This window comes from Microbacterium sp. VKM Ac-2870, from assembly GCF_015350795.1.
In the GTDB taxonomy this organism is placed as follows: Bacteria; Actinomycetota; Actinomycetes; order Actinomycetales; family Microbacteriaceae; genus Microbacterium.
In genome coordinates, this window is the sequence record NZ_JADKSH010000004.1 from 1 (window position 1) to 25,786 (window position 25,786).

Here is a 25,786-nt window from a genome sequence, read left to right on the forward strand (position 1 = left end):
GGTCGGATCGATGGGCCGAGTCGGCGCGGCCGGCCATAACGCGGCGATGGAATCGTTCTTCAGCCTGCTGCCGAAGAACGTCCTCAACCGGCGGTCCGGGGACACCCGGGAGCAGCTCCGCATCGCCATCGTCACTTGGATCGAACGCACCTACCACCGACGCCGCCGCCAGAAGCGACTCCACGGTTTGACCCCCATCGAGTACGAAGCAATCATGAACACCGACGTCGCCCTCGCGGCGTGACTACAACCCGTCACCTATCCGTGCGGCAGACCCGAATGCCAGTGGGACTCCGGTCGTGTACGTCGTCGCAGAAGGCGACACGGCAGCGGCGATCGAACAGCGTTTCGGTATCGACGGTATCGCCGAGCGGTACAACCGGTACCTCCAACCTGGTGAGCGTCTCGACCTCACGCCGGGAGCCAAGCTCCCCTAGTAAGCCGCATCTCCAACCTTTGGTTACGCATGCCTTTGTGTTTGTTGCTCTTCTCGCGGCAACCATTCTCGTTGCTCAAACTGTCGAGCAGAATGCCGCTCTCCTCATCATCCTGATTGCGGTTCCGGGCACGGTGATAATCCTCGTATCGTTAGGCTTGACGACTGGCGTGCTAAAGCAACGCACTCGGCATCGGATCGTGGTCGCCAAGAACCCTGGCGCAACGGTGGTTCCCGCAGAGTGGAGCAGCGCAGTCCTCGCTCCCTTCTTGAAGAACGCGAGCGCCGTATCGTCGAATTATCGCGGATTTGGCGTAGAGATAGCTGCCAGCAAGGCGGGTGTGAGTCTTTGGCGGAGCCAAGGGGTAAAGAATGTGGAGCTACTTGGAAATTTCGGCTGGTCGCAAGTCGACTCAATCGAGGAAGGAACCGTTGACGCCGTGATTGGGCGGCGCGTTGCTCCAACGATCAGGTTCAACCTACGGCACGGCGCAGACTCACCGTTCAAGGATCAGATTGAGCTCCTTATCCGCAAGATTCCTGTAGACGAAGCAGTCGCGGCGCTGCAGCAAGCGAGGACATAGCACCCTTGCGTTGCTGGACCGGATGGGGCCAGCCTTCTCCTGCTGGGCGTTCCTGCATCTCGCGCGCCCCGGCTGCGCTCATGCGCGTCCGCTCACGACGGTCGCGGCGCAGCCCCGGGCGTGACGGAATAGAGGGTACGAACGACCTGTTCTGCCCCCGCCCCGTCGCGGGCAGCCACGAGGTCGCGAAGTCGCTGCCAGTTCTCTCTGCGCGGCGTCGCCTGCGCCCGCACACCCGACCAGCCCCGGAGGTTGCGCTGCGCCGCGATCGAGGTCTCGTGGATGATCGCCATGAAGACGACGTTGCCGGTAGCTCGGCACGCGACGACTCCCAACTCGGATGCCGCGGCGAACACCGCCGCGCCGTCACCGGCATCGATGCCGGCGACGGCGGCATCGAGCGTCGCGACGAGTTCTGCGAGTTGATCATCCGAGCAGCGCGATAGTGCCAGATTCAACGCGTTGCCCAGGAAGTATGCCGAGAACTCTCCGGTGTCGCGGCGGAGGGCATCGTCGGGGGCCGTCACCTTCGTATGGCGCCCGACGGCGATCTCGACGAGCCCGAAGCGTTCCAGTCGCTGCAACGCTTCGCGCACCGGGGTTCGCGAAACGCCGAGTTGTCGCGCGAGTTCGACGTCGCGGAGCCGGTGTCCGGGCGGGAACCTGCCATCTACGATCGCCTCGCCGATGCGAGCGTAGATTTCGTCGCTCAGTATCATCCCGCTGGTGAGCTCAAGAGGGGAGAGGCCGTCACTCATCTCCCCTGAATGGTACGACGCGCTGCTCGGCCGCAACAGATACCCCGCGCTGCACCGCAGCCGGGCTACGGACGCCGCAGTAGCGTGGTCGTCATGAGCGAATCCGCGCGCACCACCGTCGTCGTTTCGGGCGCAGGCACGGGAATCGGTCGCGCCACAGCCCTGCGGCTCGCCGCCGAGGGTCGCCACGTCACCCTGGTCGGGCGCCGGCGCGACAAGCTCGACGAGGTCGCCGCACACGATCAGCGCAGCTTCCTCGTGGTCGACGCCGACATCAGTACGCCCGAGGGCGCCCGACGGGTCGCGGATGCCGTGGACACGGCGGACCGCGCATGCGTGGGAGTGGTCGCGTCGGCGGGCGGCAACGCGCCGGCGGCATCCGACGGCTCCCTCGACGCCGTCCGTGACCACTGGCGCGCGAGTTTCGACCTCAACGTGATGACGGCGGTTCTGCTGGTCGAGGCGCTGCGGCCGGATCTCGAAGCCCACGCCGGACGCGTCGTCCTGCTCTCATCCGTGTCGGCCCTTCGCGGATCGCGCACCGGTGCCTATGGCGCCTCGAAAGCGGCTCTGCATGCGTGGATGTTCGACCTCGCTGCCCGACTCGGAAGATCGGGAGGCACCGCCAACGTCGTCGCGCCGGGATTCATCCCCGGCACCGAGTTCTGGGCGGGCGTCTCCGACGAGGTCGTGCAGAACCGCATCGCGCAGACCCTGGTCGGCCGAGTCGGCAACGCCGACGAGATCGCCGGACTGATCACGTGGCTGCTCGGGCCGGATGCCGGTTGGATCAGCGCTCAAGTGATCTCACCCAATGGCGGCATGGTTCTGGGGCGTTAATGCCTCGTCCCCGCGCGTCACGGGACCTTGGTCCCTACCTCACCGTTTTTATTCGGGGGTAGCCTGCGCTCTACGGGTCGCACCCGGACAGCCGCGAAAGATCGAAGACTCACCTCCGAGATCAGGCACCGTAGCTTTGCCGCGTCGCATGCATTGCGCGGGATGGCTGATGTGGCAGAGGCGGTACCCCGGGGGGAGGGTACCGCCTCGACCTCATCGCCGCGCGATGAGAACAGGGGCATTGATGTTGATGAGAACATCGTGCATCACCGAGCCGAAAGGGTACGTCGGAGGACGGCCGCCGGGGCCGAGCACGAGCAGGGCAGCGTTTCGAGACGCGTCGAGCAGCGCCTGCGCTGCCGGGCGTGAGGTTGTTCGAGCGCTCACCACGAGACTCGGCCAACGATGCGTCGCCGCCAGCGATGCGCGCAGCAGCACGGATTCGGTGGTCCTCAGTGCTGGCGGCGCTCGGGTGCCGCGGGTGGAGTGGATCAGATGCAACGGGTCTGCGCGTGCGGTCGCCTCGTCTGATGCCGCCCGAGCGATGACGGCGATGGTCTCGCCACGGTCTACCCCCGCGACGACCCCTGAGCGGAACCGCAGGTCGACGTTAGGGACGACGGCGACGCTGCACGGAACGGCGCCCGCGATCTGGATGCCGCGCGACCCGAACACCCGGGCGTGGATGAACCCGCTCTTGTCGGTGCCGAGGACGAGGACATCGTCGTCCCGCACGAAGTCCGCCAGAGTATGCGGCACCGGGCCGTGGAGGATGAGCGTGTCGTCGTCGGCGAAAGATGGATCGGCGGCGGCGGCGGCGGCGGGGGCGTGCGGGGTCGCGGAATCTTCATCGTCGACGTGCACGAAGAGCAGGAACGCGCGGGCCGCGACGGCGTGGTCGGTCGCCCACAGCCGCACGGCATCTGTGGGACGAACGCCGCTGACGGCGATGATGTAGCGCGCGGGCACTGCCACTCCTGCCGTCGAATGCTATCCATGCTCCTCTCTGCGCGCTCGGACACCAGTGCCGAAGGTCCTTGCCGAGGACATCCGCGTTAGACTCCCGGCAATGACGCTCTGAGAGAGGGAGCGATGGATGACGACTCTCTCCGGTTTACCGACGCGGCACGGTCGGAGCTCGAGAACTCGATAGGGGATCTCGCCGAGCGAGCCCGCAACCCTCTTGACGCCCGGCAGAGGCTCCGCGACCTCTTGGACGCAACACGCAGTGTCGCCGCCGGTCTGGAGCTTGAGCAGGTTCTTCGCGACGTCGTCGAAGCTGCCGTGACTCTCGTCCATGCCGACTATGCGGCGTTGGGTGTGCTCGGCGGCGACGGGCTCGTGGAGCGGCTCATCGACAGCAGGGGTGCAGCTCGGGTTCCCGAAACGGGCGCGGATCAGCCCTTCGGCGGTTCCGTTCCGGGTACCTCCACCATGGGGATGACTCTCGGCGTACCCATCCGAACTCGGGACGGGATCTTCGCACACCTCTACGTCGCCAACCGCGCTCGCGGACCGTTCGACGTGCAGGACGAGGAACTCATCACCGCGCTGGCCGCAACGGCGGCGGTCGCGATCGACCATGCGCGCCTCTATGCAGAATCTCAGCGTAGCGGGCAGCTCAGCATCGCTTTGAGCGAGGTGACCGCGGCTCTCCTGTCCCCTGACACCGGCGACATCTTCGGTGTCGTCGCAGAGCACATCGCTTCACTCGTCGGTGCAGATCAGGTCGTCATCGTCGTTCCGGGTGCATCTGCAGGAGAGCATCGGATCGATACGGCACGAGGCATCGGAGCCGAGCTGATCGAGGGCACCACCGTGCCGGGGCACGGATCCGTCGTCTCCGCAGCTCTCACCGGTGCCGTCGTCACGTCGGACGAGCGGCTGCGCGCCCCCTGGCTGGCAGATGAGCTGGCGGACGGATCGACGGTCGCGGCTCCTTTGACGGTGTCCGGAACCGTCGCGGGCGCCCTGTGCGTGACCCGCGCTGCGGGCAGTGCGATGTTCTCTCCGATCGACCTCGCGACCGTCGCCGAGTTCGCGAGCCAAGCAGGTCTTGCCATCGCCCTGGCCTGGGCGCGGGTCGACCGGCACCGACTCGACGTGATCGAGGATCGCGCGCGCATCGCTCGCGATCTCCACGACCATGTCATCCAGCGATTGTTCGGCACGGGGCTCGGATTGCAGGCGCTGGCGATGCAGGCCCCGCAACATGCCCGCGCCATCGACACCCACATCAACGAGATCGACGCTGCGATCGCTGACATCCGGACCGCGATCTTCACGCTCCGGCCTTCGAGTTCTGAATCGGCGCGGCGTCGTCTGCTGGATGTCGTCGCGGAGATGACCTCCATCCTTCTGCCCGCGCCGCGCATATCTTTCGCGGGGCCTGTGGATCTGATCGTGACCGGCGGTCTCGCAGATGACGTCGTCGCCGTGGTGCGCGAGTCGCTCGTCAACGTGGCGCGCCACGCCCGAGCCGACACCGCCGATGTGGATATCACCGTCAGCTCGTCTGGAGTGATCGTCACCGTCGACGACGATGGCATCGGTCTCCCGTCGCAGCTCTCACGGGCGAGCGGAACCGCAAATCTGGCCGCGCGCGCCCGCGCGCTCGGGGGGCGCTTTGCTCTCGAGTCGCGAACCTCCGGCGGAACCCGCGCACGGTGGTGCGTCCCCTTGCAACCGACGACGGGAGTGGCGCGATGATCCGGGTGTTCCTCGTCGACGACCATGAACTGGTCCGACGCGGCATCGCCCAGCTCATCGATTTCGCGCCCGACATCGAGATCGTCGGTGAGGCCGACTCTGTCCGCGGTGCCCTCGATCGCGTCGCCGCGACGATGCCGGACATCGTTGTGCTGGACGTGCAGCTTCCCGACGGCAGCGGTATCGACCTGTGCCGCAGCATCCGCTCCGCTCATCCGGGGATCCGTTGTCTCATGCTGACCGGGTTCGACGACGACACCGCGAGCGTCGCGGCTGTGATCGCGGGCTCGTCGGGGTACGTGATGAAGAACATTCGCGGACGGAGTCTCATCGAGGGGATCCGCAGGGTCGCGCGGGGCGAGACCCTGATGCATCAACGTGTGGTCGACCACGTGCGGTCATCGCTCACCAGCCAGGTGGAAGCGCCCTTGCCGGCATCCGTCGAGTTCACACTCCGGGAACGACAGGCGCTCAGCCTCATCACCGAAGGGCTGACGAATCGTCAGATCGGTGAACGCCTCGGCCTCGCGGAGAAGACCGTCAAGAACTACGTCTCCGGATTGCTCGCCAAGCTGGGCATGGAGCGGCGCACCCAGGTCGCCGCCTACGGCGCCACGGCGAAGGTGCGCAGCACGGATGCGCAGGAGCGTGTCCGATCGGACCATCGGCCTCCCAGGAAGCGCGAGTAGTGTTGCCGCCACAGCGCTCGGAGTGCTCCTCTGGGCGTGGACCGGAATGCGCCGACGGCGCCGCGTTTCCACGGGGGATGCCATCGGCAGACGTCTCGCAACCTGTCCGGGCCCCTGGCGCGGAATGATCGAGGATCGCGGACGCCATGACTCGCTATGGACTACTCAGCACATTCCCGCCGACCCGCTGCGGACTGGCCACGTTCACAGAGGCTCTGGCCACGGCGCTGGCAGCGGGTCCCGGAGACACCGCCGACGTCGTTCGCGTCCTGGACGAGGAGGATGCCGCGGCCTCCCGCACACCTTCTCTCTTCGTCGCGGATCACCTCGTCTCGGGAGACCGCGAGAGCGCGGCCCATTCCGCCATCACGCTCAACGGTTGCGATGTCGTCATCGTGCAGCATGAGTACGGCATCTACGGTGGGCGCGATGGCGCGGACGTGGTCGCGCTCCTGTCGGCGCTGAACGTGCCGGCGATCGTGGTCTTGCATACCGTGCTGGCTGCGCCGACGCCACACCAACGACGGATACTCACCGAGGTATGTGCGCGAGCGACGCGGGTCGTCGTCATGACATCCGCTGCCCGCGCTGAGTTAACGCGCACCTATGGAATCTCCGCAGCCCACATCGAAGTGATTCCGCACGGCGCGGCTGCCTCGGCGACAGCTGTCAGCACTCCCGGCAGGAGGAGAAGGATCCTGACCTGGGGCTTGATCTCGCCGGGCAAGGGCATCGAGTGGGGCATAGAGGCGTTGGCCCAGCTAGCCGATATCCACCCTCCTGTGGAATACGTCATCGCGGGTGCGACGCATCCGAAGGTGCTCGCACGATTCGGTGAAACGTATCGGACGGGTCTCGTCGATCTGAGCGTGAAGCTCGGCGTCTCTTCCGCGGTGCATCTCGAGGGAAGGTATCTCGATAGCCACGAACTCGCGGCGCTCGTGGCTTCCGCCGACGTCGTGCTGCTGCCCTACGACTCGCGGGAGCAGGCGACGTCCGGTGTGCTGGTGGAAGCACTTGCGGCGGGCGTCCCTGTCGTCGCGACGGGGTTCCCCCATGCTGTCGAGCTGTTGACGGGAGGCGCGGGTCTCGTCGTTCCGCACGAGGATCCCCCCGCGATCGCGGCCGCGCTTCGTGCGATCCTCACGAGCGAGGACGTGGTGCGGCGCATGCGGGAAGCGGCGTTGCGTCAAGCGGCTGAGACCAGTTGGCCGGCCGTCGCCGATCGCTATCGTCTGCTGAGCGTCGCGCTGCAGGCGACGGCGGCGGTGGCGTGAACGCCCCCGCGAGGTTCGATCATCTGATCTCGCTCACCGATCACCGGGGAGTGTTCGAGCACGCGCTCCACGCCACGCCGCGCCGCGAGCACGGCTACTGCGTAGACGATGTCGCACGTGCACTCATCGTCGTCGTCCGCGACCCCGATCAGGGCGCTGATCTCGCCGGTCACGCCGATACGTACCTGCGTTTCCTCGAGAACGCGATCGGGGAGGACGGACTCGTCCGAAACCGGATGGACGAACACGGCGAGTGGTCGGAGGAGCCGAGGATGGGCGACTGGTGGGGACGCCTGCTCTGGGCGCTCGGCACGGCTGCGTCACACGCGCCGCAGCCGGCGGTGCGTCTGCGTGCCCGCCGTGCCTTCTCCCGCGCCGCCGACAGACGACCCGCCGATCTCCGCACGGCGGTCTTCGCGGCTCTTGGAGCTGTACACATCGCCTACGAGCATCCGACGGACGCCGCGGCCTGGCGTCTCGTGGCCGATCTCGTCCGCGCCGTGCCCTCCACGGGCACGGCCGCGTGGCCATGGCCCGAGCCGCGACTGACCTACGCCAATGCGGCGATCGCCGAGGCTCTGATGGTCTCGGGCGCCCTTCTCCGAGACGCACCGGCGGTGGAGCGGGGCCTCGAGCTGTTGACGTTTCTGATGAGCGTCGAAACATCGAACGGGCGACTCTCCGTCACCGGGTCACACGGACGTGGACCGGGAGAGGAAGGCCCGATGTTCGACCAGCAACCGATCGAGGTCGCCGCGATCGCCGATGCGTGCGCTCGCGCCTACACCCTGACGCGTGACCCGCGTTGGCGCGAGGGGGTCGGGCTGGCGTGGAGCTGGTTCATCGGAGTGAATGACGGCAACACCGTCATGATCGATCATGAGACCGGGGCGGGGTTCGACGGATTGGAGAGGGACGGACGTAACGAGAACCGGGGGGCGGAGTCGACGATTGCGGCGTTGAGCACCTATCAGCACGCCCGCAGACTCGGGATGTCGAGCTCGACATGAGTGCGGCCCGCATGCACGTCGCCAGCCTGGCCGCTGCGCCCGATCGCGTGATCGGCCGGCTCTTCCTTCCCGGCGAGGACGGTACGGTCTCGCGCTCCCGCGCCTCGGAGATCGTCGATCGTGTGCTCGCCGTGCCCGAGGCGGACGTCGGTGCCGCCGCTGAGCATCTTCTCGGTGGGTTCGCCGCGCGGCATCCCGATGTCCGCGCCCTCTTCTTGGCGAGCGCGGACGCGGTGCGGTCGCGGCTGGTCGAGAAGGTCGAGATGACCGACGCGCGCCGGCTCCTGCTCGGCGCGAGTTTCACGGCGGAGTTCGCACTCGAAGGTGCCGCCCTGTGCAATCCGAGTGCGTTCGCCCATCCCGACCAGGCGGGAGTCGCCGAGGGGTGTCTTCGTGTGGCGGTCGCCGTGCGAGCGATCGGGGAGGGGCATCTCTCGTCTATCGGCTTCGTCGAGGCGATCATCGGGGCCGATGAGACGTGGGAGTTCGATGCACGCGTCGGGCCGCCCTGTCTTCCGCAGTTGACCCCCGGAGAGTGGACCATCGATCACTTCCGGTCTGCGGTGGCTCACGAGGGGATCATGGATGAGGTCTCCAACGCGCTCTTGAGTGTGCTTCCGGAACGATTCACTGCCGCAGACATCCCGGCAGCGGCCGCCGCCGTGCCCACCGAACTTTCCTCACGCGTCGGGGGTCACGGTCAGGTCGACTCCCTCCGGGTTCTCGCTGAGTCCGCCTATCGGGCGACGTTCGACGCGGCGACCGCTTTGTCGCAACGTGTGCTCGTCCCGGTGGCGGAAGAGGAAAACCACGGGATGGAGGATGCGCGATTCGTGCGTTTCATCGGTGAGGACGGCGTCGTTCAGTACCGCGCCGTCTACACCGCCTACGACGGGCGCGACATCGCGCCACGGCTCATCGTGAGTCCAGACCTTCGGACCTTCAGCATTCATCGACTCACGGGGGACGCGGCGGTCAGCAAAGGGATGGCTCTGTTTCCGCGCCCGATCGACGGTCGCCACCTTGCCGTGTGCCGCACGCGCGGCGAGGACATTTCGCTTGCAGAGTCGGCGGACGGTGTGAAGTGGAGTGCCACAGCGGTCCTCCATACCCCGCGTGAGACGTGGGAGATGGTCCAGACAGGCAACTGCGGATCGCCGATCGAGACGAGCGACGGTTGGATCGTCCTGACTCACGGAGTCGGTCCGATGCGCACCTATGTCCTCGGCGCGTTGCTGCTCGATCTCGACGATCCCTCGATCGTCCTCGGACGCAGCGCTGTGCCGCTCCTCGAGCCGCCCGCGCCCCAACGCGACGGCTATGTGCCCAACGTCGTCTATTCCTGCGGCGGGATCGTTCACGAGGGCACCCTCTGGATTCCGGTCGGCCTTGCCGATTCTCGCATCGGGGTCTGTTCCATCTCCGTCGCCGACCTCATCTCGGCGCTTGTCGTCTGAGCTCGCCGCCCGCTGTACTCGCCCGACGTCGGACTTGCGACCTTTGGCGGATATCTTGCAACGTTTGTGTCACCTTGTCTCATCTGCTAATGCGCGCGATGAGCCCGAGCGTTAGCGTGGAGCCCGTCGGCGCACTCGCGTCGTCGTCGCACGTCAGTAAGGCAGTTCATGAGCACCAGCGGTACCGTCAAGTGGTTCAACTCGGAGAAGGGCTTCGGGTTCATCGCTCCCGATGAGGGCGGCGCAGACGTCTTCGCCCACTACTCCGCCATCGAATCGAGCGGCTACCGCTCGCTCGAGGAAAACCAGCGCGTCGAGTTCGAGATCGCCCAGGGCCCCAAGGGCCTTCAGGCGGAGAACATCCGACCCCTGTGAATGCGACGGCCCGCTCTCGGCGGGCCGACTTCGCCTTCTGAAGCCGCCGTCCGCCCTTCCGGCAGACGGCGGCTTCATTCTTCTTTCGCCCTGGTGGTGCGGGGTTCACTCGAGGTCGAGGCGCACGACATTCTCCGCCCCGACGGCACTTGCTGCTACCGCAGCCACAAGCTCGGGATAGTCGGGCAGAATCGCCGGAACGCGGGTGGATGCCCCTGGCTCACCGAGGAGCCAGCGGTGCTTGCGACCCGTGCCCTCGACGATCACGAGAGTGCGTCGCGGATATGCCGGCGGGCTCAGCTGCACCGCGCGCTGTTGCGCAAAAATGAAGACCTGTCCGTCGACGGTCACCGAGCCGGTGCCGACGTCGATGCGCGAGGGGACCGAACGAGCCTTTCCTGCCGTGACCATCGCCAAGGCGGCGAGAATGACCGTGAGCACGCCCAGCATGGGCGCCACGATGATCAGGGCGATCTCGCGATCGTCCTCGACCAGGATTCCCGAGGCGGCCAACCCGAGGGTCACGATGGCGATGATCGCGACGACGCCCGCCACGAAGCCGGCCCGACGCGCGCGGCGACGGATCGGTGCCGGACTGGGCGAGAAGCTCCGCGGCGCCGTCGAGAACGCGGTGGCCGTCTCGGCCTGCGCCACGGCGGCCACGCGCGCCGACAGCGGAGCGAGCAGGGCCATCAGCTCGGTGAAACCCTCTCGCGTCAGCGCCACGTTGACCTCGTCGCGACGGCCGGCCGAATCGACGATCAGGGTGCGGTCCACCCCGGAAGGGATGCCGTTCGTGTAGCGCTTGGTGATGCGGCTGGAGAACGTCGATGTCGCGCGGTCCCACCGGTGGATGAGCTGACCGGGACGACGGATCTCAACCGATGCAGCATCCACGACCACCCGCGTGTTGGACTGCCACAGCGCGCTGCCCCAGACCAGGATGACCACGATCACCGTGGCGATGATGGCCAGCGTTGCGCGGGTCGATCTGTTCGTGGTGACCGGCAGCACCGAGGGGAGCAGGAACAGCGCTGCCGAACCGAGCACCGCGGACAGGACGAGGGCGCCCAGCGCGCGCCGGGCGAGCGAGCCGCGGAAAGTGACGCGCTCGCCCGGAGCGGTTGTCATCGCGCGGCGCCCGCGAGGGTGCCCGTGACCTTGCCGGCGGGGTCGTACGCGATGCAGGAGATGAGCCGGTCGTTGGCACCCTCCCAGCCGTCGCGAGTCGGGGTGAGGTAGCTGAAGCTGAGCGTGGAGTTCTCGGCGGGGATGCCGATGAACGAGGCGAACGCCTCGCCGCAACCCTTCTCCGCGGCATCCGTGATGGCGCTGTCGCCGGGGAACTCTCCGTCGGGCATGGTCACTTCGTGGTAGACCTCATTGTCGTGCGGGTCGGAGCACGGCACGGCGGGGACGTCGGTGATGGTCGAGGCGCTCTGGTCGTTGAAGCAGTCGCCGATCTTGATCGTGAAGGCGTCAGCCTTGCCCGACTCGGTGACCTGGCCCGTGTCGGCGTCCCGCACGGCCTGCTCACCGCCGATCAGGTTGCTGATTGTCGAGCATCCTCCGAGGAGGACGACGGTCGATAGGAGCAGGGCGGCAGGGATGCTGCGGTGCAGGCGCATGGGGGCATTCTTTCTGTCGGTTGCGTATGTCGATTTCTCCCACCGACACGGTTCACCCGAAAGCTGTGGTGGCGGCAGACTCGCGTTCCGCGCTCACCGACCGTGCGGCGAGCCCAATATAGCGGGGACGGCCGTCCCGTGGGGTCGACTGTCAACAGCGGGAAGGGGGAACTCGGAGGCTTTTTTCCCGGCTGGATGACCCTGCCGCTCAGTGAGACGTCGACTGTTCCTCGTCGTCGACCAGCAGCAGAGCCCGCAACTGCTCAGGGGTGTCGACCGCGGCAGCGGCGCCGTCCGACTCGTGCGGCCAGCTGAAACCCCACCGCACGAAGATGACGGGGACGCCCTGGGCGATTCCCCCATCGACGTCGTGGTGACGGTCGCCGATCAGCACCGGTCGACTCGTGTCGGCGCCCGCTGCGCGCAGGCGCCGCAACGCCTCGGCGACGATGTCGGACTTGGCGGCGAGGGTCTTCTCGTCGGGAGTGGAACCGGCCATCGCCTGCATGTGCGGAGCCAGGTCGAAGTACTCCATCAGTGCGACCACCTGCACCTCGGGCTTCGAACTGGCCGTGGCCTGGGCTACGCCGGCGGCAGCAAGATCGGTGACGATGTCGGCCACGCCGGGGTAGAGCCGAACGTCGGTCGTATAGCCGTCGGCCTTGCCGAGCGTGCGGTAGTAGGCGACCGCTTCGGAGGACTGCTCCGGCGACATGCCCACGTTCGCCTGGAACGAATCGAACATCGGCGGGCCGATCCAGTGGACCAGCTCCTCACGCGTCGGCGCGGGCTTGCCGAAATGCTGCAGCGTGTTGGTCAGCCGACGGAGGATTCCATCGGAGGCGTCGACGAGCGTGCCGTCCACGTCCCACAGCACACAGGTCCACGGTGATCTCAACGCCATGCCCCCAGCCTAGCCAGCGCGGTCGAACCCGCCGACGTGCTCTGAACCGCCGGAGTGCTCAGAACAGTCGCGGGGCGCCGGACTCCACGCCCTTCATGCCGTCGTAGTCCAACGTGACACAGCGGATGCCACGGTCGCCGGCGAGCGTCTTGGCCTGCGGTTTGATCTCCTGTGCCGCGAAGACGCCGGCCACGGGTGCGAGGTGGGGGTCACGGTTCAGCAGTTCCAAGTAACGGGTGAGCTGTTCGACCCCGTCGATGTCGCCGCGCCGCTTCACCTCGACGGCGATCGTTCCGCCGGCGGGATTGCGCAGCAGCAGGTCGACGGGCCCGATCGCCGTGGGGAACTCGCGCCGGACGAGCGTGAGCCCGTCGCCGATGACGTCGACCTGTTCGGCCAACAATCGCTGCAGGTCGGCCTCCACGCCGTCCTTCTGCAGCCCGGGATCAATGCCGAGCTCGTGCGAGGAGTCGTGCAGCACCTCGTAGATGCGCACCAGCAGCGCGTCGCCGGTCTTGGCGTGGGTCACCCGCCAGTGCTCGAGTACACCCGCCGAGGCCGACTCGGCATCCGGAACTTCGACCGTGAGGGTGCAGGGCGGGCTCATCCAGTTGAGGGGCTTGTAGGAACCGCCGTCCGAGTGGACGAGCAACGAGCCGTCTCCCTTGTGCACGAGCAGCCGCGTCGCGAGCGGCAGATGCGCGTTCAGGCGACCGGTGTAATCCACGGAGCAACGGGCGATGACGAGGCGCACCCGATGATCCTACGCGTCGCCCGCTCAATGATGCCCGACGCCCACCTTCGAACCCGCGATGGGCTTCGCGGCGCCGGAGGCGATGCCGCTCATCGCGATGAGGCCGACGATGATCCAGAGGGTGTTCAGGATGCCGATCTGGTGGCTGACCCACCCGAGCACGGGCGGCCCGCAGAGGAATGCCACGTAGCCGATGGTCGCGGCCGCCGACACGGATGCCGCCGCCTTGCGTGGATCGTCGGCGGCGGCGGACATGCCCAGCGGGAATCCGAGCGACGCTCCGGCGCCCCAGAGGGCGACGCCGATGAAGGCGACGGGGAGGTTCGGCGCCAGGATGAAGACGATCAGACCCACGCCGGCGGCGATCGAGAGCACGCGCAGGGTCCACACCCGTCCGATGCGGTCGACGAGGGGTCCGCCGATCGCGCGGAAGACCGTCATGGCGACCGAGAAGACGGTGAGGAAGATCGCACCGGTCGCCTCCGACTCGTTGTGCCCGTCGACCACGGCGATCGTGAGCCAGTCGTTGGCGCTGCCCTCGGCGAATGCCATGCCGAGGACGATGGCGCCGATCAGATAGGTGCGCGGGTCGCGCCACACCTCGAGGGCGGAATGGACCCGTTTGCGACGCGACGGGATAACCTCATCGGCATCCGGCGCCGACTGCTCCTGGGCGGGAACGAACCGCAGAGCGTTCGCCGTGATCGCGAACCAGACCACCGCCACGGCGCCGAGGTGCCAGGACGCACCCACGCCCCAGGCCGCCATCGCCACGCCGATGCCGGCACCGGCCACCGTGCCGAGGCTGAAGAACGCGTGGAACAGTGGCATGAGCGTGCGCTCGAATGCCTGCTCCACCGCGGCCGCCTCGACGTTCATCATCACGTCGGTCGCCCCGAAGCACGAGCCCATGATCGCCAGACCCACCACGGCGACCGGATACGACGCCAGTACGTCGACACCGAGCGCAGCGACGAAGAGGCCGATCGCAACGCCGCAGATGGTGACCGACAGCCCTCGCTTGGCGCCCCAGCGCACAACGATCACGTTCGCCGACATGACGCCGATGAGAGAGCCCGCGCCCATCGCGAACAGCAGCACGCCGACCTCGAAGTCGTCGATGCCGAGGTTCTGCTTGACCGCGGGCAGGCGTGATGCCCACGACGCGAACGTCAGGCCGCACAGCAGGAACAGCGTGAAGATCGACGTGCGCCATTGGACGAGTCGGGGGCGGCTGAGGGTGGTTCGGGAGGTCACCGTCTCACCCTACCGAATCGATTCGAACGTGACCGAAACGATTCGAGCCTTGCGGCGTCGGCCGGGATACCATCGGGGAGTGACGAACCGACGCGCCACCATCGCCGACGTCGCCCGTGTCGCGGGCGTCTCGCCGTCGACGGCGTCGGTCGTCTTCAGCGGCAAGACTCCCGTGTCGGACACGACTCGGCTCAAGGTGCGCGAAGCCGCGGACTCTCTCGGTTACACCGGCCCCGACCCGCGGGCCGCCTCGCTGCGCCTCGGACGCAGCGGCATCGTTGCGGTGGTCGTCGGATCGTCACTCAACTTCATGTTCGTCGATCCCGTGCAGCGTCTTCTGATGGACGGCCTGGCCGAAGCGGTCGCCCCTCTGGGTGCGGGGCTGCTGCTGCTGCGCCGCGACGCCGAGCTCGACATCGAGAACGCACCGACCCTGACCACCGCCTCGATCGATGCGGCCGTGCTCATCGGATGCGACGGGTCGCTGCGCGACTCGCTGCCCATCGTGCAGGCGCGCGGGGTGCCCGTGGTGGTCATCGAGGGCGACGCCGGCGACGGGGTTCCCCGCATCGCGCTCGACAACCGCGAAGCGCAGCGCCGGGCGGCCGAGCATGTGCGCGACCTCGGACACACGCGCGTCGCGATCGTGACCCTCTGGCAGGATGCCGCCGGCACCGTCGGCTGGATCGATCCGGATGCCGACATCACCGTCGACGTCACCCGTGATCGCCTCCAGGGTGCGCGCGACGTGTTCCCCGATGCGCCCGCGTTCGCCAGCGGGGGAAGCTCGATCGACGACGGCTTCGCTGCGGGACGCGTGTTGTTCGCCGACTCCGGCACTCGGCCGACGGCCGTCATCGCCCAAAGCGACCTTCTCGCAACCGGGGTGATCCGCGCCGCCGAGGAAGCCGGGCTCCGCGTTCCCGACGACGTCAGCATCACCGGGTTCGACGGCGTCCCCGTCGACGGTCTGGCTCCGTACGAACTGACCACGCTCGTGCAGCCCGCGACCGAAAAGGGACGGGCGGCCGGCGCCGCCATCGCCGCCATGCTGGAGGGGCGCGAACCGGCATCCGTCGATCTCACCTCGACATTCCGCATCGGTAATACGACCGGGCGGGCCAGCTAGTTCTGCGCTGCCGGTAGACTGGCATTCCGACCCCCGCGAACTGTCAGGAGGCCAGATTGCTTGTGCTCCTGGCTGCGTTCGCGGTGATTCCGCTGACGTTGCCGTGGTTGTTCGGGCGCATCGGCCCGCGGGCATTCCTCGTGGCGGCGGTTCTGCCGATCATCGGTTTCGTGCAGGCGCTGCTACACACCCCGGAAGTCATCGACGGTCAGACAGCCACCGAATCGGTGCCGTGGATCCCCCAGTTGGGCATCGATATCTCGATGCGCATGGACACGCTGGGCTGGGTGCTGACGCTCATCGTCACGGGTGTCGGCGCGCTCGTTCTCATCTACTGCCGCTGGTACTTCGACGGGAAGAAAGAAGGCGTCGGGCTCTTCGCCGCGGTGCTCTTGGGCTTCGCCGGCGCGATGTACGGGCTGGTGCTCACCGACGACATCATCGTGTTGGTGATGCTGTGGGAGATCACCAGCATCCTCTCCTACCTCCTGATCGGCTTCTACCACGCACGCGGCGCGAGCCGCCGCTCCGCACTCCAGGCGCTGTTGGTCACCACGCTCGGCGGACTGGTCATGTTCGTCGGCGCCGTCATGATGTCGGTGCTGTACGGCACGAACAGCCTCAGCGCCATCGTCGGCGGCACGGCCCCGCTGCAGCCCGGAAGCGAAGGCCTGCTCAACGTCGCGATCGTGCTGCTGCTGGTCGGTGCGCTCAGCAAGTCGGCCATCTTCCCGTTCCATTTCTGGCTGCCGGGAGCGATGGCCGCGCCCACGCCGGTCAGCGCGTACCTCCACGCCGCGGCCATGGTCAAAGCCGGCATCTATCTCATCGCCCGGCTGGCGCCCGCCTTCGCGCACAGCGAGTTCTGGCGTCCGATCGTCATCAGCCTCGGGCTGTTCACGATGCTGCTCGGTGGACTGCAAGCGCTGCGCGAATCCGACCTGAAACGCATCCTCGCCTTCGGCACCGTGAGCCAGCTCGGCATGCTCACCGTCGTGCTCGGCTACGGGGAGCGCAACTCGGCCCTCGCGGGGTTGGCGCTGCTGATCGGCCATGCCCTGTTCAAGTCGTCGCTGTTCCTCGTGGTGGGCGTGATCGACCGGCAGCTCTCCACGCGCGACATCGGCGAACTCTCCGGCGTCGGTCGCCAGGCGCCCACGCTCGCCGTCTTCTCGATCATCGCCATCGCATCGATGGTCGGGTTTGCGCCGACCGTCGGCTTCGTCGCCAAAGAAGCGGTGCTGACATCGCTGCTCGAGGGCGGGACGCGCCCGGACGCCCTGATTCCGCTGATCGGCATCGTGCTCGGCTCGGTGCTCACCACGGCGTATGGACTGCGCTTCATCTGGGGTGCCTTCTGGACCAAGAAGGATGCCGCAGGTCACGCACTGCCGGTCACGGCGTGGCCCGACCCGCCGCTGGGCTTCCTCGCCGCCCCCATCCTGCTGTCGGGACTGTCGGTGGTCGCCGGCTTCGCCGCCCCGCTGCTCGACGTCGCGTTCTCGGGCTACGCCGACACGCTGCCGATAGCCGCCGGTGAGGCCGGTCATCCGTACCACCTCGCGCTCTGGCACGGGTGGGAGCCGGCGCTGTTCCTGTCGCTCGGGAGCATCGCACTCGGAGCCGTGTTGTTCTGGTTCGCGCGGCGCACCGGACGGGTACCCCGCCGTATCCTGCCCTTCACCGCGGCCGACGTCTACAACGCGACCCTGCGCGTCATCGCCCGGGTCGCGGTGTGGACGACGACATTCACGCAGCGGGGTTCGCTGCCGGTCTACGTCGGCACGATCTTCGTCGTCTTCGTCGCCGCCGAAGGCACCGCCCTGCTTGCCAGCCCGACGTGGCAGATCTCGCTCGATCTCTGGCAGACGCCGATGCAGGTCGTGGTCGCACCGATCATGATCGTCGCGGGCATCTTCGCGGTGCGGGCGCGCAAACGCTACACGGGCGTCGTGCTGGTGTCGGCCACCGGCCTCGGGATGATCGCGCTGTTCGCCACCAGCGGCGCGCCCGACCTCGCCCTCACGCAGATCCTCGTCGAGACCGTCACGCTCATCGCGTTCGCGCTGGTGCTGCGCCGCATTCCCGCTCGCCTCGGCGAGCACAACGCGTCGGTGCGCCCCCTGCTGCGGGCGGTTCTCGCCATCGCCGTGGGGGCGACTATGGCGATGGTCGCCATGGTGGCCACCGGTGCGCGTGTGGCCCCGCCGATCTCCGACCGCTTCCCAGACCTGGCGTACGAGCTCGGCCACGGCAAGAACGTGGTCAACGTCGCGCTCGTCGATCTGCGCGGGTGGGATACCATGGGCGAGCTCTCGGTACTCATCCTCGCCGCGACCGGCGTGGCCTCCCTCGTCTTCGTGACGCATCGCTCCGACCTCATCTCGCGCACGATCTCGGCGCTGCCGACGGGGGTCACGCGCACGCGCCGGCCGCTCATCGAGACCGATGAAGGCCCGCGCCCGCGGGCGAGCTCGCCCGGCAGCACGCGCCAGACGTGGCTGGTCGGGGGGCAGAAGGTGCGCCCCGAGAACCGCTCGATCATGCTCGAGGTGATCGTGCGCATCCTCTTCCACACGATCATCGTCGTCTCGATCTACCTGCTCTTCGCGGGCCACAACCTTCCCGGCGGTGGGTTCGCCGGCGGCCTCGTGGCCGGCATGGCACTGGTCATGCGCTATATCGCCGGTGGCAGGTACGAGTTGGGTGCCGCCGCCCCGACGGATGCCGGGCGCTTGCTCGGAGCCGGAATGACCCTCGCGGTGGCCTGCGCCATCGTGCCCCTGCTGTTCGGGTTGCCGCCGTTGACCAGCTGGTTCTGGGAAGCGGAGATCCCCGTGATCGGCCACCTCGAGTTCGTCACGTCCACACTCTTCGACATCGGCGTCTACCTCGTCGTCATCGGGCTCGTGCTCGACGTGCTGCGCTCGCTCGGCGGCGAGGTCGACCGCCAGACCCAGGAGCTGCGCGACCGGGGGGTGATCGTCTCGTGACCGTCTCGGCCGTGCTGGTGATCATCATGGGCGCCCTCTTCGCCTGCGGTGTCTACGCGATGCTCGAGCGCAGCCTCACGCGGGTGCTGATCGGCTTCCTGCTGCTCGGCAACGCCACCAACCTCTTCCTGCTGATCGTGATGGGCCGCCCCGGCATCGCCGCCTTCTTCGGCGCCGGCGATGTCGATCAGATGAGCGATCCGCTACCGCAGGCGCTCACCCTCACCGCGATCGTGATCACCTTCGCCGTCTCGGCGTTCTTGCTGGCTCTCATCTACCGTTCGTGGCAGCTCGGCCAGGCAGACACCGTGCTCGACGACGAAGAGGACATCGCCGTCCGCGACCGCGGCACGGTCGAAGAGGACGAGATGGACGACGAGACCTCCATCGAAGACCAGGACGACATCGTCACCACCGATTTCGTCGGCACCGACACCGCCCCGATCACGGTGCTGCACCACCGCGACCTCGACGGCATCCGCGACGACGCTCCGGTCGATCGGCCCCGCGCCGACGGCCGCGACCACCCGGGGGGAGAGCCGCGATGAACGCGCTGGTGCCCCTTCTCGTGGCGCTGCCCCTGCTGGGGGCCGGCATCGCGCTGGTGTTCGGCCGTCAGCGGCGCGTGCAGGTCGGTGTGTCGGTCGTCACCCTCACGCTCGTCCTCGCGATCGCCGCCGTCCTGCTGTACGCCGTCGATTCGTCCGGGCAGGCGATCGCCGTCTCGGTGGGCGGGTGGCCGATCCCCTTCGGCATCGTCCTGTACGTCGATCGGCTGGCCGCGCTGCTGGTCGTCATCTCCAGCATCGTGCTGCTCGCGGTCTTGCTGTTCTCGGTGGGCCAGGGCGCCGCCGACGGCGACGACGACACTCCGGTCACGATCTTCCACCCGTCGTATCTCATCCTTTCGGCGGGCATCTTCAACGCGTTCATCGCGGGCGACCTGTTCAACCTGTACGTCGGGTTCGAGATCCTGCTCGTGGCATCGTACGTGCTGATCACCCTCGGCTCGACCGAGTCGCGCATCCGCGCCGGCACGGTCTACATCGTGGTGTCGCTCGTGTCGTCGATCCTGTTCCTCGCGGCGATCGCGGCGATCTACGGAGCCCTCGGCACCGTCAACATCGCCCAGCTCGCCGAACGGATGACCGAGCTACCCGCGTCGACCCAGCTCGTCCTGCACCTCATGCTGCTGCTGGCCTTCAGTATCAAAGCGGCCGTCTTCCCGCTGTCGTTCTGGCTGCCCGACTCCTACCCGACCGCGCCGGCTCCGGTCACCGCGGTCTTCGCCGGCCTGCTGACCAAAGTCGGCGTCTACGCGATGATTCGCACCGAGACGCAGATCTTCCGCGACAACGACGTCAATACGCTGCTGCTGATCGTTGCGCTCGCCACGATGATCGTCGGTGTGCTCGGCGCTCTGGCGCAGGCCGAGCTCAAACGCATCCTGTCGTTCACCCTGGTCAGCCATGTCGGATATCTCGTCTTCGGACTGGCCATCGCCACGCCGCTCGCCCTCGGCGCGACGATCTACTACATGGTGCACCACATCATCGTGCAGACCACGTTGTTCCTCGCGGTGGGGCTCATCGAACGCCGCGCGGGCTCGACCTCGATCCTCAAGGTGAAGGGGTTGATGAGGGCGGCTCCCGTGATCGCCGTGCTCTTCTTCATCCCCGCCATCAACCTCGGTGGACTGCCGCCGTTCTCGGGATTCATCGGCAAGCTGGCGCTGTTCAACGCCGCGGCCGAGGTCGGCACCCCGCTGATGTACGCGCTCATCATCGGCGGCATCGTCACGTCGCTGCTGACGCTCTACACATTGATGCGCGCCTGGAACCTCGCGTTCTGGCGCGAAGACGACGACCACACCGAGGAAACGGGTGTCGTCGACCGCATCTCCTACCTCGGTGACGCGCCGGCCGCCGACGATGCCGGCGCGCGCCGGGTCATCCCGCGCATCATGACCGCCACGACGGCGGGTATGGTCGCGGTGACAGTGGCGCTCACCGTCTTCGCGGGGCCGCTGTACACGCTGTGCGCGAGCATCGGCGATGCGCTTCTCACGCCGGTGACCCTCGTTCAGCTCGACGAGGGAGGTGGATCGTGAGTCCGACCACCTCTGTGGCCTCTGCGATCTGGCGCCAGTTGCCGTTCTTCGTGTGGCTAATCGCCCTGTGGATGCTGCTCTGGGGGCAGTTCACGGTGCTCGCGGCACTGACCGGACTGATCGTCGCCCTGTTCGTGACCCGCATCTTCCGGCTTCCGGCGGTCGAGCTGTCGGGGCGGGTGAACCTCTGGTACGGCGTCGTGTTCGTCGTGATGTTCTTCCTCGCGCTCATCCGCGGCTCGCTGCTCGTGGCATGGCAGACGCTCGACCCGCGGCGCTACCCCGGCACCGCGGTGATCGCGGTGCCGCTGCGCACCGACGACGATCTGATCATGGCGCACGTCGGGGTGACCGCCTCGCTGATCCCCGGATCTCTCATCGTCGACGTCGACCGTGACCGCCGCATCCTGTATCTGCACGTGCTCGGGGTCTCGTCCGACCGCGACGTCGAGAACCAACGTCGTGCCGTGCAGGGGTGGGAGTCGCGGATCGTCAGAGCGGTCGGCTCTCCCGCGCAGCTGGAGGCCATTCGCACCGCCGGCGCGCAGACGCCGCGCGAGGGGGGTGCGGCCGTATGAGCGTCCTGATCGTCGCCGTCTACGTCGTCTTCGCCGTCGCCGGTCTGCTCACCCTCTGGCGCATCATCGTCGGCCCCTCGATCCTCGACCGCGCGGTGGCATCCGACGTACTGCTCACGTTGGTGATGTGCGCGTTGGGCGCAGACATGGTCATCAATCACCACACTCGATCGCTTCCGGCACTGCTGATCATCGCCGCGGTCGGAGTGTTCGGATCGATCGCCGTGGCTCGCTTCGTGGCGCGAAGGGACAACACCAACCGATGAACGAGATCTTCGACATCGCCGCCCTCGTGCTTGTGCTTATCGGCGGGCTGCTCTGCGTGACCGCCGCGATCGGGTTGCTGCGCTTCCACGACGTACCCACCCGCCTGCACGCAGCCACGAAGCCGCAGGTGCTGGGCCTGATCCTCATCTGCGTGGCCATCGCCCTGTCGCTTCGATCGTGGCCGGTGCTCGCCTTCCTGGTGCCGATCGTCATGATGCAGCTGGCGACCGCGCCGCTGTCGGCGCACATGGTGGGCAGGCAGGCCTACCGCAACGGCACGATCGACGAGCGGTCGCTCTACGTCGACGAACTCGCCGCAGCGCGGCAGACCCCTCCGGCCGCCGGCGGCTGACAGGCCCTGTCACCGCTTCCTCCCCAGGCGGGATCTGCGGAGCGACCGGGGTTGTTTCTGTGGACAACCGACCGGCGTCCCACGGTGCGACGGAGACTGTTGTTGCCGGGTGAGCCGGGCGCGGAGCTGGGGGGTATCCGCCCCGGCCCCGGCGCTCTCTGGATGCCGCTAGGGCGCCAATGACGGGGTGCGGTCGATGCCGAACTCGTGGCGCAGGAGGCTCCGCGCCGCGAACCATCCGGACTGTCCATGCACACCGGGTCCGGGGACGGTCGACGCTCCGCACAGGTACACCCCCGGCATCGGGGTCCGCCACGGGTCGGTGCTCAACACCGGCCGTGCCAGCAGCTGACGCAGCGTCGGCGTTCCCGCGGCGATGTCGCCGCCGATGTAGTTGGGGTTCTCGTCGGCGAGTTCGGCGGCCGTCGAGCTGTGCGAAGCGATGATCAGATCGCGAAAGCCCGGCGCGACGTTCTCGATCGCCTGTGTCACCGCCTCGGTCTGATCGACGGTCGAGCCGGTGGGTACGTGCGTGTACGCCCAGAGCGCGTGCTGACCCACGGGGGCTCGCGACGGGTCGAAGACGGACGGCTGTGAGACGAGGACGTAGGGGGATGCCGCGTGTCGGCCCGCCAACACCTCGCGCTCGCCCGCGGCGATCTGCGCGCGGGTGCCGCCGATGTGGATCGTGCCGGCCTCGGCGATGCGCTCATCGGCCCACGGCACCGGACCCGACAGCGCGAACTGCACCTTCGCTGCGCCGCTGCCGTAGTGGAAGGCCTCCAGCCGCCGCCGGTAGCGGGGCGGCATCCGATCGCCGGCGAGCCGCACGAGTGCGCGGGGTGTCACGTCGAGCACCACGGCACGGGCGGTCACCTCGTCGAGCGCGCGCACCTCGTGGTCGGTGATGATCTCACCGCCGTGCGCGCGGAGGTCATCGGCCATCGCGTCTGAGATGGCTTGCGAGCCGCCCAGTGGGATGGGCCACCCGGCGGCGTGCGCGTGCGTCTGCAGGGCAAGACCGGCGGCGGCGCCGACGAGGCTGGGCTGGGGGGCGATCGCATGTGCGGCGACACCGGTGATCATCGCGGGGGCGACCGCGTCGGAGAAGCCCGCGTCCCACCACCGACTGCCCTGCTGCAGCGCGCGCAGCCCGAAACGCGCGGTCACGATCGGATGCGGCGGCACGCGCAGCAGCGACGATCCGGTCATGCGCGCGACTTCGCGCGCATGCGCCGCGAGCGGTGCCAGCAGGCGACGATAGGCGTCGCCGTCGCGCCCGAGCTCGGCGGCCGTGCGCTCGAGGTCGCGGTACGCGATGCCCGATCCACCGTCGGCGCGGCTGAGTGGGTGAGCGAAGGAGATGTCCGGAATGACGAAGTCGACGCGGCGTTCGAGACCGAACGCGCGGAAGAACGGCGACGCGAGCGCGAGCGGATGCACCGCCGAGCACGTGTCGTGCAGGAATCCGGGCGCGACGACTTCCGCCGTGCGGGCCCCGCCGCCGAGCTGCCCCATGCGCTCGAACACGCGGACCGACAACCCGGCGCGCGCGAGCGTCACGGCCGCGGCGAGCCCGTTCGGGCCAGATCCGACGATCGCGACGTCCGTCATGCCTCTCCCGTCGACGCGGCTGCGGCATTCGCTTCCGTCGCCTCGGCGCCGTCTGCGATGGCATCCGCACCGGGCGTGCCCTCGGCGGGAGTGGGAACGCCCGGTCGCGAGGTCTTGTCGTCCGAGCTGCGAGACGGTGACGCCTCGCGCTCGATGCGCCGCCCCTCCGACAGGTACCTCAGGCGTCGAATTGTCTCCTCGTTGCGCAGATGCAGCAGCGGGGCCCAGAGGAAGCGAGGAAGGCGCCCCGCCGCGCCCACCGGTTCTTCGGCGAGGCGGACGACGCATCCGTCGCCGTGTGGACGCACCTCTATGACGACGACGGCGCGGCCGAGGGGACCGGCCTTCGCGCGCAATCGCACGCGACGTGGCGGCGTCCACTCGATGATCTGCGTGTCGTCGTCGATGAGCACCGGCCAGACGCCGAGGGAGTGGTGGATGCGAGAACCCTCGGTCGGCCAATCCGGGTCGACGGCGCGCATGCGCGAGGCGCCCACCACCCACGTCGGATACACCCATCCGTCGCCCAGGACGGCGAAGACGTCGTCGGGTGTGCAGTCGAACTGTCGGACGCTGGCGGTCGCCATGGGGTCTCCTCCGGTCGCTTCCGATCGTAGGCGAGCCCTCGGAGACGGCGAGGGGGTTGACCGGGGACCGGCTGCATGCCCTCGACGAGGTGGGCACCCACTGCCGCGTCGCGGAACTGCTGCGCCGCCGCAAGGGTGAACCCGGGGCACCACGATCCCCTCACCGCATTGTCTCGCCAGTCCCAGACGGTGAGACGGAGAGGACGGCTCTGTTGGCTGAGGACGGCATCGATGAGTAAGGAGCCAATTCCGAGGCCGCGCGCGCCGGGATCCACCCAGACCCGCTTGATCTCGGATGTGGCGACATCCTGCTGCAGGACAGCGATTCCCACCACCACCGACTTCAGATCTGCGACGTAGACGACGGCGTTCTCGTACGCGCGCGCGGGATCCTCGACTTCGGCTCGGTATCGCACGGGAAGGCCCGCCCCCACGTGGGCTTCGCCCACGTGCAAGACCTTCTCACTTTCGGTCTGCCTCACGTACGCCTCCACGAGGCGACTCACGAGCGAGGTTGTCAGGCCCGCTCGACAGGCAGCCAAAGCTCACAGGTGGCCGTGCTGAAATCGTCGGCACGGTCGAGTACTGCGACGATGGACGGCCCGGGCCGGAGCCGCCACGGGTTCGACGGGAACCACTCAGTGGCGGTCGCAGCCCAGGCCTCCTGCAGCGCAGCCGGGTACTCGCCCTCGGAGCGGAACACCGCCCACGTGCCGGCCGGAACCTCGATCGTGTCGAGATCGTCGGCCACCGGGACCGTGCCCGTGACGGCGACTCCGTGCAGGTAGGTCAGCTCGCTTCCCTCGGTGTAGTCCGGGTCTACGTCGGCGCTGACCTGAAGCAGGCCGGACGGTTCGGTATCGCTCAGCGCCGTGAGGCGTGCGTGCTCTTCCGCCGAGAGGGAAGCGATATGGGACTGGATATGCGGGTTGATGCCCTCGTGGACGAGGGGCACGCGGGTGGCGTGGCCGACGAGGAGAAATGCCGGTCGATCTGTGATTCGGGTGTCCATGGTGATGTTCCCTTCTACGTTCAGGCGGAACCTGAGTTGCGGTTGCGTTCGAAGGGGGCCGCCGTTCCGCTTCACGTCGCCGACGCTGACGCCGTGCACCGATCGGAACGCTCGGCCGAATGCCTCGGTTGATCCGTAGCCGTACCGCACCGCGACGCTCAGCAGGTCGTCGTCTCCGACGACATCCGCTGCCGCGACTGTCATTCGGCGCCGCCGGACGTACTCCGACAGCGGCATCCCGGCGAGCGACGAGAACATCCGCCGGAGGTGGTACTCCGTCGTGCCGAGTTCTCGCGCCACGGATGCCACGTCGAGGCCGTCGTCCAGACCACCTTCAACCCGTTCGACCAGTCTGTTCAGCTCCGCGATCATGACGCCTCCTTCGACACCTACACTTCCGGGTCGTCACGATCTGCACCCTACTATCGCGGTCCGATCGGGTCGCCTCCGTGCTCTGGAACCGGCT

The 25,786-nt window shown here is 67.8% G+C and carries 27 protein-coding genes and 1 pseudogene; 17 read left to right on the top strand and 11 right to left on the bottom strand.

Annotated elements, in window-relative coordinates; translation table 11 throughout:
• The 3 genes from ITJ43_RS10780 to ITJ43_RS10790 all read left to right on the top strand — a co-directional run.
• Positions 1 to 244: IS3 family transposase (locus tag ITJ43_RS10780; RefSeq protein WP_194583863.1), on the top strand; the 244-nt coding region annotated here is incomplete at its 5' end.
• A gap of 55 nt (positions 245 to 299) precedes the next feature.
• Positions 300 to 437 (top strand): hypothetical protein, encoded by a 138-nt coding sequence (locus ITJ43_RS10785; protein WP_194583864.1) that lies wholly within the window; start codon positions 300 to 302, stop codon positions 435 to 437.
• A 19-nt stretch (positions 438 to 456) separates the two neighbouring features.
• On the top strand, positions 457 to 1,020 hold the full coding sequence (locus ITJ43_RS10790; RefSeq protein WP_194583865.1) for a hypothetical protein: 564 nt from the start codon (positions 457 to 459) through the stop codon (positions 1,018 to 1,020).
• A 92-nt stretch (positions 1,021 to 1,112) separates the two neighbouring features.
• Here ITJ43_RS10790 and ITJ43_RS10795 read toward each other — a convergent pair whose 3' ends face one another.
• A complete protein-coding gene (locus ITJ43_RS10795; protein WP_194583866.1) occupies positions 1,113 to 1,778 on the bottom strand; it encodes a GntR family transcriptional regulator in 666 nt (221 codons plus the stop codon).
• Positions 1,779 to 1,871: 93 nt separating this feature from the next.
• Here ITJ43_RS10795 and ITJ43_RS10800 point away from each other — a divergent pair, with 93 nt between their 5' ends.
• A complete protein-coding gene (locus tag ITJ43_RS10800; protein WP_194583867.1) occupies positions 1,872 to 2,618 on the top strand; it encodes an SDR family NAD(P)-dependent oxidoreductase in 747 nt (248 codons plus the stop codon).
• A gap of 213 nt (positions 2,619 to 2,831) precedes the next feature.
• On the opposite strand, the gene ITJ43_RS10805 is transcribed toward ITJ43_RS10800, so the two are convergent.
• Positions 2,832 to 3,587, bottom strand: a complete 756-nt coding sequence (locus ITJ43_RS10805; protein ID WP_194583868.1) for a universal stress protein — start codon at positions 3,585 to 3,587, stop codon at positions 2,832 to 2,834.
• Positions 3,588 to 3,710: 123 nt separating this feature from the next.
• Here ITJ43_RS10805 and ITJ43_RS10810 point away from each other — a divergent pair, with 123 nt between their 5' ends.
• From ITJ43_RS10810 to ITJ43_RS10835, 6 genes are all read left to right on the top strand, one after another.
• Complete coding sequence (locus ITJ43_RS10810; protein WP_194583869.1) at positions 3,711 to 5,327, top strand: GAF domain-containing sensor histidine kinase; 1,617 nt, start codon at positions 3,711 to 3,713, stop codon at positions 5,325 to 5,327.
• Positions 5,324 to 6,016, top strand: coding sequence for a response regulator (locus ITJ43_RS10815; RefSeq protein WP_194583870.1), 693 nt, complete (start codon positions 5,324 to 5,326; stop codon positions 6,014 to 6,016). Before ITJ43_RS10810 ends, ITJ43_RS10815 begins: the two co-directional genes overlap by 4 nt.
• A 146-nt stretch (positions 6,017 to 6,162) precedes the next feature.
• Complete coding sequence (locus ITJ43_RS10820; RefSeq protein WP_194583871.1) at positions 6,163 to 7,293, top strand: glycosyltransferase; 1,131 nt, start codon at positions 6,163 to 6,165, stop codon at positions 7,291 to 7,293.
• On the top strand, positions 7,290 to 8,303 hold the full coding sequence (locus tag ITJ43_RS10825) for a glycosyltransferase (RefSeq protein ID WP_194583872.1): 1,014 nt from the start codon (positions 7,290 to 7,292) through the stop codon (positions 8,301 to 8,303). Before ITJ43_RS10820 ends, ITJ43_RS10825 begins: the two co-directional genes overlap by 4 nt.
• On the top strand, positions 8,300 to 9,760 hold the full coding sequence (locus ITJ43_RS10830; RefSeq protein ID WP_228495784.1) for a glycosylase: 1,461 nt from the start codon (positions 8,300 to 8,302) through the stop codon (positions 9,758 to 9,760). The genes ITJ43_RS10825 and ITJ43_RS10830 overlap by 4 nt, the downstream gene beginning before the upstream one ends.
• Before the next feature lie 168 nt (positions 9,761 to 9,928).
• Positions 9,929 to 10,135, top strand: coding sequence for a cold-shock protein (locus ITJ43_RS10835; RefSeq protein WP_005054759.1), 207 nt, complete (start codon positions 9,929 to 9,931; stop codon positions 10,133 to 10,135).
• Between the two features lie 105 nt (positions 10,136 to 10,240).
• On the opposite strand, the gene ITJ43_RS10840 is transcribed toward ITJ43_RS10835, so the two are convergent.
• The 5 genes from ITJ43_RS10840 to ITJ43_RS10860 all read right to left on the bottom strand — a co-directional run bounded on the left by ITJ43_RS10840 (position 10,241) and on the right by ITJ43_RS10860 (position 14,678).
• A complete protein-coding gene (locus ITJ43_RS10840; protein WP_194583873.1) occupies positions 10,241 to 11,266 on the bottom strand; it encodes a hypothetical protein in 1,026 nt (341 codons plus the stop codon).
• Positions 11,263 to 11,763, bottom strand: coding sequence for a septum formation family protein (locus ITJ43_RS10845; RefSeq protein ID WP_194583874.1), 501 nt, complete (start codon positions 11,761 to 11,763; stop codon positions 11,263 to 11,265). The genes ITJ43_RS10840 and ITJ43_RS10845 overlap by 4 nt, the downstream gene beginning before the upstream one ends.
• 208 nt (positions 11,764 to 11,971) lie before the next feature.
• Positions 11,972 to 12,667 carry an HAD hydrolase-like protein gene (locus tag ITJ43_RS10850; RefSeq protein ID WP_194583875.1) on the bottom strand — a complete coding sequence of 232 codons (696 nt, stop codon included), beginning with the start codon at positions 12,665 to 12,667 and terminating at the stop codon, positions 11,972 to 11,974.
• Between the two features lie 58 nt (positions 12,668 to 12,725).
• Positions 12,726 to 13,421, bottom strand: a complete 696-nt coding sequence (nucS, locus tag ITJ43_RS10855) for an endonuclease NucS (protein WP_194583876.1) — start codon at positions 13,419 to 13,421, stop codon at positions 12,726 to 12,728.
• Between the two features lie 24 nt (positions 13,422 to 13,445).
• A complete protein-coding gene (locus ITJ43_RS10860) occupies positions 13,446 to 14,678 on the bottom strand; it encodes an MFS transporter (RefSeq protein ID WP_194583877.1) in 1,233 nt (410 codons plus the stop codon).
• A 79-nt stretch (positions 14,679 to 14,757) separates the two neighbouring features.
• Between ITJ43_RS10860 and ITJ43_RS10865 the strand changes: the two genes are divergently transcribed.
• The 7 genes from ITJ43_RS10865 to mnhG are packed head-to-tail and all read left to right on the top strand — an operon-like array spanning position 14,758 to position 22,107.
• Positions 14,758 to 15,807 (top strand): LacI family DNA-binding transcriptional regulator, encoded by a 1,050-nt coding sequence (locus tag ITJ43_RS10865; RefSeq protein WP_194583878.1) that lies wholly within the window; start codon positions 14,758 to 14,760, stop codon positions 15,805 to 15,807.
• A gap of 56 nt (positions 15,808 to 15,863) precedes the next feature.
• Entirely contained in the window at positions 15,864 to 18,800 is a 2,937-nt protein-coding gene (locus tag ITJ43_RS10870) for a Na+/H+ antiporter subunit A (protein WP_194583879.1), read from the top strand.
• Positions 18,797 to 19,348 carry a Na(+)/H(+) antiporter subunit C gene (locus ITJ43_RS10875; RefSeq protein WP_194583880.1) on the top strand — a complete coding sequence of 184 codons (552 nt, stop codon included), beginning with the start codon at positions 18,797 to 18,799 and terminating at the stop codon, positions 19,346 to 19,348. Before ITJ43_RS10870 ends, ITJ43_RS10875 begins: the two co-directional genes overlap by 4 nt.
• Positions 19,345 to 20,910 (top strand): Na+/H+ antiporter subunit D, encoded by a 1,566-nt coding sequence (locus tag ITJ43_RS10880; RefSeq protein WP_194583881.1) that lies wholly within the window; start codon positions 19,345 to 19,347, stop codon positions 20,908 to 20,910. Before ITJ43_RS10875 ends, ITJ43_RS10880 begins: the two co-directional genes overlap by 4 nt.
• The gene (locus ITJ43_RS10885) at positions 20,907 to 21,488 is read left to right on the top strand and encodes a Na+/H+ antiporter subunit E (RefSeq protein WP_194583882.1); all 582 of its coding nucleotides are present in this window, start codon (positions 20,907 to 20,909) and stop codon (positions 21,486 to 21,488) included. Before ITJ43_RS10880 ends, ITJ43_RS10885 begins: the two co-directional genes overlap by 4 nt.
• Positions 21,485 to 21,754: a monovalent cation/H+ antiporter complex subunit F gene (locus ITJ43_RS10890; protein WP_194583883.1), complete on the top strand. Its 270-nt coding sequence runs from the start codon at positions 21,485 to 21,487 to the stop codon at positions 21,752 to 21,754. The genes ITJ43_RS10885 and ITJ43_RS10890 overlap by 4 nt, the downstream gene beginning before the upstream one ends.
• Complete coding sequence (mnhG, locus tag ITJ43_RS10895; protein WP_194583884.1) at positions 21,751 to 22,107, top strand: monovalent cation/H(+) antiporter subunit G; 357 nt, start codon at positions 21,751 to 21,753, stop codon at positions 22,105 to 22,107. The genes ITJ43_RS10890 and mnhG overlap by 4 nt, the downstream gene beginning before the upstream one ends.
• A gap of 168 nt (positions 22,108 to 22,275) precedes the next feature.
• On the opposite strand, the gene ITJ43_RS10900 is transcribed toward mnhG, so the two are convergent.
• The 4 genes and pseudogenes from ITJ43_RS10900 to ITJ43_RS10915 all read right to left on the bottom strand — a co-directional run bounded on the left by ITJ43_RS10900 (position 22,276) and on the right by ITJ43_RS10915 (position 25,692).
• The gene (locus ITJ43_RS10900) at positions 22,276 to 23,721 is read right to left on the bottom strand and encodes a phytoene desaturase family protein (RefSeq protein ID WP_194583885.1); all 1,446 of its coding nucleotides are present in this window, start codon (positions 23,719 to 23,721) and stop codon (positions 22,276 to 22,278) included.
• Positions 23,718 to 24,308 (bottom strand): SRPBCC family protein, encoded by a 591-nt coding sequence (locus ITJ43_RS10905; RefSeq protein ID WP_194583886.1) that lies wholly within the window; start codon positions 24,306 to 24,308, stop codon positions 23,718 to 23,720. The genes ITJ43_RS10900 and ITJ43_RS10905 overlap by 4 nt, the downstream gene beginning before the upstream one ends.
• 221 nt (positions 24,309 to 24,529) lie before the next feature.
• Positions 24,530 to 24,814: pseudogene (locus ITJ43_RS15415) on the bottom strand (GNAT family N-acetyltransferase); the annotation flags it as partial.
• Between the two features lie 11 nt (positions 24,815 to 24,825).
• Entirely contained in the window at positions 24,826 to 25,692 is an 867-nt protein-coding gene (locus ITJ43_RS10915) for an AraC family transcriptional regulator (RefSeq protein ID WP_194583887.1), read from the bottom strand.
• Positions 25,693 to 25,786 lie beyond the last annotated feature (94 nt).